The organism is Sphingomonas sp. PAMC 26605, from assembly GCF_000241485.1.
Lineage (GTDB): Bacteria > Pseudomonadota > Alphaproteobacteria > Sphingomonadales > Sphingomonadaceae > Sphingomonas.
The window spans coordinates 2054220-2066749 of sequence record NZ_JH584241.1 but is presented as its reverse complement, the minus strand read 5'-3'; the positions used below and the strand labels follow the sequence as shown (position 1 = coordinate 2066749).

General features: G+C 66.7%; 13 protein-coding genes and 1 pseudogene. 5 read left to right on the top strand and 9 right to left on the bottom strand.

Annotation, left to right across the window (positions count from 1 at the left end; genetic code table 11):
• Positions 1–126: 126 nt before the first annotated feature.
• Complete coding sequence (locus tag RH90_RS09665; RefSeq protein WP_010185384.1) at positions 127–495, top strand: PRC-barrel domain-containing protein; 369 nt, start codon at positions 127–129, stop codon at positions 493–495.
• Here the strand turns inward: RH90_RS09665 and RH90_RS09660 are convergent.
• The 5 genes from RH90_RS09660 to RH90_RS22570 all read right to left on the bottom strand — a co-directional run bounded on the left by RH90_RS09660 (position 492) and on the right by RH90_RS22570 (position 4733).
• The gene (locus tag RH90_RS09660; RefSeq protein ID WP_010185382.1) at positions 492–710 is read right to left on the bottom strand and encodes a type II toxin-antitoxin system HicB family antitoxin; all 219 of its coding nucleotides are present in this window, start codon (positions 708–710) and stop codon (positions 492–494) included. The two genes, RH90_RS09665 and RH90_RS09660, sit on opposite strands and share 4 nt — an antisense overlap.
• The gene (locus RH90_RS22575) at positions 710–964 is read right to left on the bottom strand and encodes a type II toxin-antitoxin system HicA family toxin (protein WP_010185381.1); all 255 of its coding nucleotides are present in this window, start codon (positions 962–964) and stop codon (positions 710–712) included. The genes RH90_RS09660 and RH90_RS22575 overlap by 1 nt, the downstream gene beginning before the upstream one ends.
• Positions 965–1053: 89 nt before the next feature.
• Positions 1054–3261: an excinuclease ABC subunit UvrB gene (uvrB, locus tag RH90_RS09655; protein ID WP_010185380.1), complete on the bottom strand. Its 2208-nt coding sequence runs from the start codon at positions 3259–3261 to the stop codon at positions 1054–1056.
• 44 nt (positions 3262–3305) lie between these two features.
• The gene (locus tag RH90_RS23155) at positions 3306–3719 is read right to left on the bottom strand and encodes a hypothetical protein (protein ID WP_010185379.1); all 414 of its coding nucleotides are present in this window, start codon (positions 3717–3719) and stop codon (positions 3306–3308) included.
• A gap of 9 nt (positions 3720–3728) precedes the next feature.
• Positions 3729–4733, bottom strand: a complete 1005-nt coding sequence (locus tag RH90_RS22570; RefSeq protein WP_010185378.1) for a DNA/RNA non-specific endonuclease — start codon at positions 4731–4733, stop codon at positions 3729–3731.
• Between the two features lie 177 nt (positions 4734–4910).
• Here RH90_RS22570 and RH90_RS09640 point away from each other — a divergent pair, with 177 nt between their 5' ends.
• A complete protein-coding gene (locus RH90_RS09640) occupies positions 4911–5474 on the top strand; it encodes a DUF3617 domain-containing protein (protein ID WP_010185377.1) in 564 nt (187 codons plus the stop codon).
• Between the two features lie 163 nt (positions 5475–5637).
• Here the strand turns inward: RH90_RS09640 and RH90_RS09635 are convergent, their stop codons facing one another.
• The 3 genes from RH90_RS09635 to RH90_RS09625 all read right to left on the bottom strand — a co-directional run bounded on the left by RH90_RS09635 (position 5638) and on the right by RH90_RS09625 (position 8208).
• The gene (locus RH90_RS09635; protein WP_010185376.1) at positions 5638–6060 is read right to left on the bottom strand and encodes a hypothetical protein; all 423 of its coding nucleotides are present in this window, start codon (positions 6058–6060) and stop codon (positions 5638–5640) included.
• Between the two features lie 232 nt (positions 6061–6292).
• Positions 6293–6577: a GIY-YIG nuclease family protein gene (locus RH90_RS09630; RefSeq protein WP_010185374.1), complete on the bottom strand. Its 285-nt coding sequence runs from the start codon at positions 6575–6577 to the stop codon at positions 6293–6295.
• A 113-nt stretch (positions 6578–6690) separates the two neighbouring features.
• Positions 6691–8208: a fumarate hydratase gene (locus RH90_RS09625; RefSeq protein WP_010185373.1), complete on the bottom strand. Its 1518-nt coding sequence runs from the start codon at positions 8206–8208 to the stop codon at positions 6691–6693.
• A 158-nt stretch (positions 8209–8366) separates the two neighbouring features.
• Here RH90_RS09625 and RH90_RS09620 point away from each other — a divergent pair, with 158 nt between their 5' ends.
• On the top strand, positions 8367–10481 hold the full coding sequence (locus tag RH90_RS09620; RefSeq protein WP_232280335.1) for a putative bifunctional diguanylate cyclase/phosphodiesterase: 2115 nt from the start codon (positions 8367–8369) through the stop codon (positions 10479–10481).
• A gap of 192 nt (positions 10482–10673) precedes the next feature.
• Here the strand turns inward: RH90_RS09620 and RH90_RS09615 are convergent, their stop codons facing one another.
• Positions 10674–11348: a hypothetical protein gene (locus RH90_RS09615; RefSeq protein ID WP_010185371.1), complete on the bottom strand. Its 675-nt coding sequence runs from the start codon at positions 11346–11348 to the stop codon at positions 10674–10676.
• Between the two features lie 122 nt (positions 11349–11470).
• Here RH90_RS09615 and RH90_RS09610 point away from each other — a divergent pair, with 122 nt between their 5' ends.
• Both RH90_RS09610 and RH90_RS23935 read left to right on the top strand, forming a co-directional pair.
• The gene (locus RH90_RS09610) at positions 11471–12130 is read left to right on the top strand and encodes a response regulator (protein WP_010185370.1); all 660 of its coding nucleotides are present in this window, start codon (positions 11471–11473) and stop codon (positions 12128–12130) included.
• A 172-nt stretch (positions 12131–12302) separates the two neighbouring features.
• Positions 12303–12530, top strand: a pseudogene (locus RH90_RS23935) (sensor histidine kinase); the annotation flags it as partial.

Sequence of the window (12530 nt, the reverse complement as noted above, 5' to 3'; positions counted from 1 at the left end):
CGCGCCCGCGCGCGCCGCCCGGAGCCCGCGGGGCACGGAACCCGGCGCCGGGGTCCAATCGTTCGGCCGCGAGGGAACCGACGCGCCCCACGCGCCGTTACGCTCGCGACACGAAGGATGAGATTCATGGCCCAGACCGAACCGACCCAGCTGCTGCTCCAGTCGAACAAAGCCGACACGATGCCGATCCGCAGCCGCGACGGCGACAAGATCGGCACGTTGTTCTCGCTGATGGTCAATAAGCGCACCGGCCGCGCGGTCTATGCCGTGCTGTCGATCGGCGGCTTTCTCGGGATGGGCAAGGCGTACTACCCGATCCCTTTCTCGTTGCTCGCGTTCGATCCGGTCAACGACACCTATGTCGTGACGATCGACCGCCGCGTGCTCGAGGGCGGCCCGAGCTGGGCGGCAAATGCGCCCGAGTTCGATCAGGCCTATGCCGACCGCGTTTCGAAATATTACGATGTGGCGAGCGAGGATTTGTCGCTGGGTTAAGCGGCGATGCGGACTGGATGGTAGCGCGGTTCGGGTATGGGCAATCCCATATCCTGCGCTACCTCCAGCCATTCCTCCATCGCGACCCGTACCTCTGCAAGTGCTTCCTCCGGCGTATCGCCGTGGGCCGAGCACGTCTGGAGGTCCGGAATGTTGGCAATCCAGCACCCGTCCGGATCATACCAAAATAGATCGATGTGATAGCGCGGCGACATCATTCTTCCAACGATAGCCCGTACCTCTGACATATAGCGATAAACTGCTCGACTTGGTAGGTCTTCGCGTCCTTGCCGCGTGGCTGAATCGTCAGGACGAACGGGACGGCGCGGTGTCCATAGTGTCGATGGCTGCCAGTGGTGCGTCGAAGCCTATATCCAAACGCAACTACGAGACGTTCAAAGTCGCGAAACGAAATCGCCGAACGCGGATTCGCCAACACCCAGGCATAGAGCTTTGCGATACGTGTCATAGTGCTGCTCCGACGTTGCAGCTCTTCATCAATCGCAGTCTTAAGTAACTGTCACCCGGGAAATATCTAGGCTTTTCCGGGTGACAGCGTCACCGCGCCCGCCGCGAACTCCCCGCCATTCCGGCCCGCATCTTCTGACTCTTCCCATACCGAGTCTTGCGGGTCCCCGGCTTGCCCTCGTTCGAACGCCCCATAACGGGAGCCTTCTGTTGCTCGACCGGCAGCCCCAGTTCTTCCTGCTCCAGCTGCCGGATCTCGTCGCGCAACCTGCCCGCCGTCTCGAACTCGAGGTCCGCCGCCGCCGTCCGCATCTGCTTCTCGAGATCCTCGATATACGCGCGCAGGTTGTGCCCGACCATGTGCGGCCGATCCTCGTCGATCTCGATCGTCACCTGGTCGCGCTGCGACACGTCCTGGATGATGTCGCCGATGTTGCGGCGGATCGTCGTCGGGGTGATGCCGTGCTCGGCATTATACGCCAGCTGCTTCTCGCGCCGCCGCCCGGTCTCGTTCATCGCGCGCTCCATCGAGCCGGTGATGCGATCGGCATAGAGGATCACGCGCCCGTCGACGTTGCGCGCCGCACGGCCGATCGTCTGGATCAGCGAGGTCTCCGACCGCAGGAAGCCCTCCTTGTCGGCATCGAGGATCGCGACCAGCCCGCATTCGGGAATATCGAGCCCCTCGCGCAGCAGGTTGATGCCGATCAGCACGTCGTAGACGCCGAGCCGCAGGTCGCGGATCAGCTCGATGCGCTCGAGCGTCTCGACGTCGCTGTGCATGTAGCGGACGCGCAGGCCCGCCTCGTGCATGAACTCGGTGAGATCCTCGGCCATCCGCTTGGTCAGCGTCGTCACCAGCGTGCGATAGCCGAGCTCGGCGGTCTTGCGCGCCTCGACGATCAGATCCTGCACCTGCTCCTCGACCGGCTTGATCTCGATCGGCGGGTCGATCAGCCCGGTCGGGCGAATGACCTGCTCGGCGAACACGCCGCCGGTCTGCTCCATCTCCCACGCGCCCGGCGTCGCCGAGACATAGGTCGTCTGCGGGCGCATCGCGTCCCATTCGTTGAAGCGTAAGGGACGGTTGTCGATCGCCGACGGCAGGCGGAACCCGTACTCCGCGAGCGTCAGCTTCCGGCGGTGATCGCCGCGCGACATGCCGTTGATCTGGCCGACGGTGACGTGACTCTCGTCGACGAACAGCAGCGCATTCTCGGGCAGATATTCGAACAAGGTGGGCGGCGGCTCGCCCGGCATGCGGCCGGTAAGGAAGCGCGAATAGTTCTCGATGCCCGCGCAGGATCCCGTCGCCGCGATCATCTCGAGATCGAAATTGGTCCGCTGCTCGAGCCGTTGCGCCTCGAGCAGCTTGCCCTCGGGCACCAGCTCCTTGAGCCGCTCGGACAGCTCGAACTTGATCGCCTCCATCGCCTGCTTGAGCGTCGGCCCCGGCGTCACATAGTGGCTGTTGGCATAGACGCGCACCGAATTGAGGCTCGCGATCTTCTTGCCCGTCAGCGGATCGAACTCGACGATTTCCTCGATCTCGTCGCCGAAGAACGAGATGCGCCACGCGGTGTCGTCATAATGCGACGGGAACAGCTCGAGATTGTCGCCGCGCACGCGGAAATTGCCGCGCTGGAAGGCGGCGTCGTTGCGCTTGTACTGCAGCGCGACGAGTTTCCGCACGATCTCGCGCTGGTCGACGCTCTGCCCCTTCTTGAGGTCGAAGATCATCGCCGAATAGGTCTCGACCGAGCCGATGCCGTAGAGGCACGACACCGACGCGACGATGATCACATCGTCGCGCTCCAGCAGCGACCGCGTCGCCGAATGCCGCATCCGGTCGATCGCCTCGTTGGTCGAGGATTCCTTCTCGATATAGGTGTCGGACCGCGCGACATACGCTTCGGGCTGGTAATAATCGTAGTACGACACGAAATATTCGACGGCGTTCTCGGGGAAGAACGCCTTCATCTCCCCGTACAGCTGCGCCGCCAGAATCTTGTTCGGCGCAAGGATCAGCGCAGGCCGCTGCACCGCCTCGATCACCTTCGCCATGGTGAAGGTCTTGCCCGAGCCCGTCACGCCGAGCAGCACCTGGTCGCGCTCGCCGGCTTGCGTCTGCGCGACGAGTTCGGCGATCGCGGTCGGCTGGTCGCCCGCCGCGGTATATTCGGACGCGAGCGTGAAGCGCTTGCCCCCCTCGGCCTTGGGCGGGCGCGCCGGGCGGTGCGGGATGAAGCTCTGCCCGGTTTCGGGCTCGTCGAGACTGGTGCGAATCTGGATTGCCATAGTGCCTCCATATGGGGCGGCGCGGCGGGGCTGCAATCCGCTGGTCAGTAGGCGGTGTCAGTGAAGGGTGGGGATTCATAATCCGGAAACTCGATCGGCTTGTTTCCAAATTTGGCGGTCAGCACGCGCGGGCGCCGTTCATAGTCGCTTTCGGCTTCATCCCACCCCTCGTCATATTGGAAGCGAGCATCGAATTTTTCGCCCGAAACTGTCATCAGCAGCGCTCGCCATTTCTTGTCGGCGGGCGCTGCATCCCACAGGTCGAGGATCCGGAAATCCAGATCGGTGTTCCCCTGGCAATACACCACCCGGTCCCCAAAATCCTTGAAGACCGATGGACCGACCCAATTATCCCCGGCTTCGGCGTAAAGGAATGTATCACCGGGCCCCGCCCCGCCAGCATCGCGAACCAAAGCGCCTACATCCGCCAATATGCGCCCGATGGCCTCCTGCTCCATAGTCCGCTCCTACTTGTGAGATTTGTTGGGAAAGCTCCGCCGCGATTCGTTACCGTCGATTCTGTAGACCACTTCGATCGTATCCGGTCGACGCGAATGACCAGAATATTTCGGCGTAATTCTTACCCAGACCTGTTTGCCTTGGTCCTTCACCATCGCCCATGCGTTCTCAAGCGCACGATACGCTCCACGATTGAAGTTCGCATCTTGCGCAAAATGATTGAACGCCTCGGTCGGCCCGTTGAAACGGCGGGCAATGTAGTGCCCGCCCTGGTCCGTCGGCAAACGATCGGCCCCGCCCGCCTCAGCTTGCGAGCGCCGCGACCTGATCTGGTCGGGGTTCGATGTCAGCGTTCCGACAACCTCGCGCACGCGCCCGGTCGCATCGATCCCGAAATCATAGCCGTTCTTGAGTATGTGGCTGTAAGGCGCCGTTGGCGTCGGCGCCCACAGCGTGACGCTCGCTGAACCGAACGGCGCCGGCGCGGGCGGTTTCGGCGCGATCGGGACGCCCAATACGTCCCCCGGCCGAAGCTTTGCGTCGACGGGAATGCCGTTGAGGACGGCCAATTTGGCCTGGCTGGTGCCCGCGCGCTCCGCGACCGCCTTCAGCGTATCTCCCGGTCGCACGAGGTGCGGCGCAAACCCTGGGTGCTGCCGCTTGAACTCCGCGACATCGTGATTGGTCAGGTAATATCCGGTGGCGCCCCCTCCCCCAAAGGCGCCGCCCCCACCGCCACTGAAGCCGCCACCGCCCCGGGGGACCGCCTGGCGAGGCTTCCGGCCGGGAGATGCCGGCTTCGGCAGCGACGGCGCGTGCTTCGATTGCCCTTTTGGCGACGGCGTTGCCTCCGCCGAACCCCCGCCAGACGCGAACGTGAACCGCCCGTCTCGCGGGTCATGATTATGATTGTATTTCAGCTCGAGCGGCGCGGCGCGCGCGATCCGGCCGGTCCTCAAATACAGGCCTAGATCTATGGCGTCATCGCGCCGACGTTCAACGAAGGCGTTCATCCCGCTTCCCCCGAATCAGGAGAACTGCATAGCACGAGAAGGAGAACATTACAAGAACATATCCGGATTCGAGAGCGCCATCGGCGGGCACATGCCGGAATCGGGATTGCCATAGGCCCGCAATATGAGAAGGAACGCGCCGACAGACGCGCATCCGCAGCTTCCGGGAGAGACATCATGACCTTACGCACCACCGCCGCTTTGCTGGCGCTTCCGCTGCTCGCCGCCGCCTGCTCGCCCTCGGGGCCGGTCAAGCGCCAGGCCGGCAGCTGGTCGCAGAAGATCGAGATCCTCAAGCTCGAGGGGCGCGGCGCGACGCCCGAGACCAAGACGCAGATGCAGAAGATGTTCGATACGATGGCGACCACCTCGGTCTGCCTCACGCCGGCGGCCGCCAGCAAGGAAGATTTCGGCAAGGCAATGGAGCAGATGGCGTCGCGCGGCCAGAACTGCAGCTTCGAGAAGAAGGACGTGTCGGGCGCGACGATCCACGTCGCCGCGACCTGCAAGCAGCCGACCGGCGGCATGGTCAAGATGACGATCGACGGCAGCAACAGCGCGACCAAGCAGGACATGACGATGCAGACCGTGGGCTATGCCGCAGGCGGCGCCAAGGAAGGCACGATGCAGATGCACATCACCTCGACCCGCAGCGGCGAGTGCAAGCCCGGCGACATCACTCCGCCCGACGCGCCTGCCGCCGCCGGCCCTGCACCGGTGGCTCCTGCCGCCAAGCCGTAAGCGGGGCGGGCTCATTACGGCGGGGGGCGCTCCTTGTCCGGGATCGACCATCCCCCCGGGCTCGTCCCGGGGTCCACCGGGCCGCAAATCCAGCGGCGGAAGCTTCGGCGTCACGGTGGACCCCGGCACAAGGCCGGGGTGACGACGCTCGTTTATCCGCTCGCTACCCCAGGCGCCGATACGCCACGCGCCACATCGTCCAGCCGATCAGCGCGGAAACCAGCGCCAGCACGAGGCTGGTCGCGATCGCGCTGATCCAGCGGTACAGCAAGCCCGGCGCGTCCCCCGGCGGCATCGCAAAGATCCCGAAGCCGTACGTCTGCCCGCCGAGAAACAGCGCGAAACCGGCGAGCGCGCCGACGCTGACCGCGCTCCATGGCCCGCGCCGATCGAGCGCATGGCACAGCAGCCAGACCGGCCCGCCGATCGCGACGACCGCCATCGCGGTGATCACCGCGCCGACGATGAAGCCGATCAGCATCGGGAACGGGTCGAACCCGCTTCCGACGGTGACCAGCAGTGCGGCGAACAGCCCCCCGACCACGCCCCCCGCGCCGAGCGCGAGCCCGGCCCGATCGAGCGACACATCATATCCTCGCGGTGTGAGCGATGCTGGCACGTCGGATCCCCCCGCGCGCGCTTTAGCACTGGGGGGCGAAGGCCCCAAGCGAATTTCGTTTCGCGCCCGTACCAAGAGGCTCTGCGCGTTAGCGGGAGGCGTATCCGTTTACGTCGCCCCGGCGTAGGCCGGGGCCGCTGCGTTGCCGGGCGAGACGCGTGCCCCCCAACCACCGGCCCCGGCCTGCGCCGGGGCGACGCTAGCGATTGATCGACTCCCAGAGATCGTCCCAGTTCGGATTGGCCTCGGCGATCAGGCGGCATTTCCAGATGCGGTTCCAATCCTTGAGGCGCTTCTCGCGGACGATGGCGTCCTCGATCCGATCGTGATGTTCGATATAGACGAGCCGGGTGCACCCCCACTTCCGCGCGAACGCCGAGCCGCGCCCCTCGCGATGTGCCTGGATGCGCGCGATGTCCGAGGTCACGCCGATGTAGAGCACCCCGAACCCCTTGTTGGTCATGATGTACGTATAACCGCCCATCCCCACCCCCGTCGCCCCGGCGCAGGCCGGGGCCGCTGGAAGATGTAGCGGTCGCGAGATCACCCGTCACGCCCCACAACGGAGCGGCCCCGGCCTGCGCCGGGGCGACGGCATCACACCTGCAACCCTTCGCGCGCGATCTTTTCCTTCCACACCAAAGGCGCGAGCTGGTGGACGTTCGCCCCAGTCGAATCGACCGCCACCGTCACCGGGAAATCCTCGACCTCGAATTCGTAGATCGCCTCCATCCCGAGATCCGCGAAACCGACGACCTTCGATCCCTTGATCGCGCGCGCGACGAGATACGCCGCGCCGCCGACCGCCATCAGATAGGCGCTCCTCCCTTCCGCGATCGCCTTGGTCGCGTCGGGCCCGCGCTCGGCCTTGCCGACCATCGCGAGCAGCCCCTGGTCGAGCATCATCCGCGTGAACTTGTCCATCCGCGTCGCGGTCGTCGGCCCTGCCGGCCCGACCACTTCGTCACCGACCGGATCGACCGGGCCGACATAATAGATCACGCGGCCCGCGAACTCGACCGGCAGCGGCTCGCCCGCATCGAGCATGTCCTTGATCCGCTTGTGCGCGGCGTCGCGGCCGGTGAGCATCTTGCCGCTCAGCAGCAGCCGGTCGCCCTGCTTCCAGCCCTGCACCGATTCGGGGGTCAGCGTGTCGAGATCGACGCGGATCGCGGCGCTGTCGGGCTGCCAGTCGACCTTGGGCCATTCGTCGAGCTTGGGCGCCTCGAGGAACGCCGGGCCCGATCCGTCGAGCACGAAATGCGCGTGGCGCGTCGCCGCGCAATTGGGAATCATGCCGACCGGCTTGCCCGCGGCGTGGCACGGCGCGTCGAGGATCTTGACGTCGAGGATCGTCGAGAGACCGCCCAGCCCCTGCGCGCCGATGCCGAGCGCGTTGACCTTGTCAAAAATTTCGATCCTGAGCGCCTCAATGTCGGTGCGGGGGCCACGCGCCTTCAAGGGGCCCATATCAATGGGCTCCATCAGCGCCTGCTTGGCGAGCAGCATGCAATGCTCCGCCGTCCCGCCGATGCCGATGCCGAGCATCCCCGGCGGGCACCAGCCCGCGCCCATCTGCGGCAGCATCTCGAGCACCCAGTCGACGATCGAATCGGACGGGTTCATCATCTTGAACTTCGACTTGTTCTCGCTGCCGCCGCCTTTCGCCGCGACATCGACCGAGACGCGCGCGCCCGGCACCAGCTCGACGTGGAGCACGCTCGGCGTATTGTCCTTGGTGTTGCGCCGCGTGAAGGCGGGGTCGGTCAGCACCGAGGCGCGCAATTTGTTGTCGGGGTTGAGGTACGCAAGCCGCACGCCCTCGTCGACGATCTCCTGCAGCGAGCGTGTCGTCTCGTCGAAGCGGCACTCCATGCCCCATTTGACGAAGACGTTGACGATGCCGGTGTCCTGGCAGATCGGGCGGTGCCCCTCGGCGCACATCCGGCTGTTGGTCAGGATCTGCGCGATCGCATCCTTGGCGGCGGGGCCCTGCTCGGCATCGTACGCTTCGCCGAGCGCGCGAATATAATCCATCGGATGATAGAAGGAGATGAATTGCAGCGCGTCGGCGACGCTCTCGATCAGATCGGCTTCGCGGATGATGGTGGTCATGGGGGGCTACTCCTGTGCCGCCGCCCTTAAAGCCATGACCGCCGCGCGCCAAGCCGTCCGCCGCGTGTGGCGCCGGCGGGCCTGCCGATTATGGCCGATGCGAGCCTTTGCGGCCGATGCGAGCATTTTGGAAAGGATCGCGCGCTATACTGGCGCGGATGTCTCTCCTCATGCTCCCCGCGCTGATCCTCGCTCTTGCCGTCGGGGCCGGCGGCGCCGCCTTTGCCCTGCGCGCTGCCCGCCGCCGCCCGAGCGCACCGCACCCCGAACGCGACTCGCGCGATCGGCTGGCGCGGCTGCTGGTCGATGAATTCGAGGCGCATTCGAACGGCTGGTTCTGGCGCACCGATCGGGACGGCTGCCTCAGCTACCTGTCCGAAAAGGTCGCCGCCGAACTCGACGCCCCCGATGCGCCCGCGCTCGGCCAACCGCTGCACGCGGTGTTCCGCATGGACAGCGCCTCGTCCGAGACCGAGCGCACGCTCGGCTTCCACCTCGCCGCGCACACCGCCTTTTCGAATTACTCGGTCCGCCCGGCGAGCCGCGCCAAGCTCGAACGCTGGTGGTCGATCTCGGGGCGCCCGATCACCGACCCCGCCGGCCAGTTTATCGGCTTCGTCGGCAGCGGCAGCGACTTGACCGAGAGCCGCCGCGCCGATGCCGAGATCACCCGGCTCGCTTTGTTCGACGGGCTCACCGGCCTCGCCAACCGCCAGCGGCTGCGCCTCTCGCTCGAGCAGACGCTCAGCCGCAACAGCTCCGCGCACCATACCAGCGCGCTGTTCCTGCTCGATCTCGACCGCTTCAAGGCGGTCAACGACACGCTCGGCCACCAGACCGGCGATGCGCTGCTCAAGCAGGTCGCGCAGCGGCTGCAACGCGCGATCGGCGGCGACGGGCTGGTCGGGCGCCTCGGCGGCGACGAGTTCCAGGTGATCCTGCCCAACGAGACCGATCGCACCCAGCTCGGCGACCTCGCCCGGCGCGTGATCTTCGATTTGTCGCAACCCTATACGATCGACGGCTCGGCGATCAGCATCGGCTGCTCGATCGGCGTCGCGATCGCGCCCGAAGACGGGCACGATGCCGAAACGCTCGTCCGCAACGCCGATCTCGCGCTGTATGCCGCCAAGGGCGACGGGCGCGGCATCCACCGCTTCTTCCGCCCCGAAATGCTCGCCGGTGCGCAAAGCCGCAAGCAGCTCGAGGACGATCTGCGCGACGCGCTCGCGGGCAACCAGTTCTTCGTTGCCTATCAGCCCGTCGTCAGCACCACGACCGAGCGGATCGTCGGCTATGAGGCGCTGCTGCGCTGGTCGCATCCGACGCGCGGCCTCGTCAGCCCGAGCGACTTCATCCCCGTCGCCGAGGATTGCGGGCTGATCGAATCGATCGGCGAATGGGCGCTGCGCACCGCCTGTCTCGATGCGGCGGCCTGGCCGAAGGACGTGCGCGTCGCGGTCAACGTCTCGCCGATCCAGTTCGCCAATCCGGCCTTGCCGACGCTGGTCACCTCGGCGCTCGCCAAATCGGGGATCGCGCCGCAGCGGCTCGAACTCGAGATCACCGAAGGCGTGTTCCTCAACGAGAACGCCGCGACCGAGCAGATGTTCAAGACGCTCAAAGGCTGCGGCGTGCGGCTCGCGCTCGACGATTTCGGGACGGGCTATTCCTCGCTCGGCTATCTCAAAAAGGCGCCGTTCGACAAGATCAAGATCGACCAGAGCTTCGTCCGCGGCGCGGCGATCGCGGGCAACCGCAACGCCGCGATCATCAAGGCGATCGTCAGCCTGGCCGAGACGCTCGGGATGGAGACCACCGCCGAGGGGGTCGAGAATCACGACGAGATCGCGCTGATCCGCGATCTCGGCTGCAGCCACATCCAGGGCTATGTCTATGGCAAGCCCGCGCGCGCCGCGGACGTGCTGGCGCAGCTCGCCGCCGGCGGGGGCCGCGCCACCGCCAGCGGCTATCGCATCAGCCGCAGCCCGCGGACCGCGATGCTGCGCACCGCGAAGATCCAGTCGGGCGAGGTCGTCGGCGAAGTGCGGATCCGCAATCTGTCGACCACCGGCGCAATGATCGACGGGATCGACGTCGATGCCGGTACGGGCGAGATCGAGGTGCTGATCGAATTGCTCGAGGACCAGATGTTTCCCGCGACGCTGCGCTGGGCGGCCGAAGGCAAGGCCGGGCTCGAGTTCGCCGAGAATTTCAACATGGAGCGCCTGACGTGTCCGTCGGCGGTCCAGCCGGCGCGCAAGGCGGGATAACACCCTTCGCTTGGGAGGGCGCGGAGCGTTACCCGCCGAGCGCCGCAGCCGGATGTGCGCAGCGCTCGTCCTTCGCCTCCCCTCCCTGGAAGGGAGGGGTTGGGGGTGGGTTGCTCTCCGTAATACTCTTCCGCCCGACCACGGGCCGACCCACCCCCAGCCCCTCCCTTTCAGGGAGGGGAGGCGATTGCATCACTTCGTATGCGCCGCCGCGGCGGTGGCAGCGGGTGCGGGGGCGGCCGGTGCCGGTGCAGCTGCGGGCGGCGGCGGTGGCGTGTCGGCGCCATCGGGGCCACCGTCCGGGCCGCGCTCCGCGCCCGGCGCGCCCGGCCCACGCGGTCCGCGGTCGTGCGGGCCGGGGCGGAAGTCGCCAGGTCCGCCCGGACCACCCTGACCACCAGGTCCTCCCGGCCCATGCGGCGGCGGGCCCATCGGGCGCAGCGCGACGACCTTGCCGTCGGCGGCGACGAGGAACGAGGCGTGGATCAGGCCGTGGCCGTAACGGCCCTGGACGGTCACCGCCTGCCCCGCGCTGACGAGCCCGGTGCCGTCGCCCTGCCGACCGAGATCGACCAGCGCGCGCCCGCTGCCATCGGCGAGCACGAACATCGGGCCATAAACCTCGGCGACCTTGCCGCGTACGCTGATCACGCTGCCATTGTCGCTCAGCGAGCGGATCGCCACCGGATTGACCGGCGCCATCTCGACCGAGGGGCCGGTCATCTGCGCGATCGTCGCCCCGCCGCCGACGCCGAGCGCGAGCAAGGCGGCGCCGATCAGCGCGGCGCGCACCGGCAGTTTGCGCGCCGGGCGGCGTTCGGCGACGGGTTCGAAATCGGCATAGGGGCCTTCGATTCGGTCGGTCATTGTATGTACTCCTTGCTGGGTTGATGCCCCTTTCTACGGACCCGGCCCGCCACCGCGCTGAACTTGTCGGTTCAGTCTCGGTTTAGGCAGTCCGCCTAGCGCGCGGTGCAAAGGACACGGACATGCGGATCTTATTAGTCGAAGACGACGCAGCGCTCGCCGAGGGAATCGCGAAAGCGCTGCGCACCGAGCATTTCGCGGTCGATGTCGCGACCAATGGCGAGGACGGCGCGCATCTCGGCGATACCGGCGGCTATGACGCGGCGGTGCTCGATCTCGGCCTGCCGCTCAAATCGGGGATCACCGTGCTCGCGGAATGGCGCGCCGCGGGCCGCCTGCTCCCGGTGCTGATCCTCACCGCGCGCGACGGCTGGTCGGAAAAGGTCGCAGGGTTCCGCGCCGGTGCCGACGATTATCTGACCAAGCCGTTCCGCGTCGAGGAACTGGTGATGCGGCTGCGCGCTTTGGTGCGTCGCGCGACGGGCAATGCCGCGGCGCGGATCGTGTGCGGGCGCGTCGCGTTCGATGCGCAGACCGGGCAGGTCGAGCTCGACGGTCTGCCGCTGCGGCTCACCGCGCTCGAATGGCGCGTGCTGTCGGCGCTGATGCTGCGCAAGGGCGTGGTGGTCGAGCGGCTGTATCTGCTCGACCATGTCTATGAGGGCGATTCGGACCCCGATTCGAACTCGCTCGAGGTGATCATCGGGCGGCTGCGCAAGAAGATCGGCGCCGAGGCGATCGAGACTGTCCGTGGGCGCGGGTATCGCGTGGTGGAGGGGTGACATACCCGCTCTCCACAATCGCGCCGCACGCAGACGGAGCGCCGCCCCTCCCCTTCAGGGGAGGGGTTGGGGGTGGGGCGGTGTCTCACCGAGCGTGTCGCCCAGTACGGCCCCACCCCAACCCCTCCCCTAAAGGGGAGGGGCTTGCGCGATACCAACCGGCTCGCATCCCATGACCCTCCTCCCCCGCTCGCTCTACGGCCGTCTCCTCGTAACCGCGTTCGTTGCCACGCTCGCAGCACTCGCCTTTGCCGCGGTGACGATCGGCGCGGTGCTCGATCGCTTCGTGATGCACGGGCTCGACGACCGGCTCGACGCGCAGATTGCGGTGCTCGAACAGGCCGTCCGCCCCGACGGCACGATCGACCGTACGCGGCTCGTGCTCGCCGCGCCCTATGAT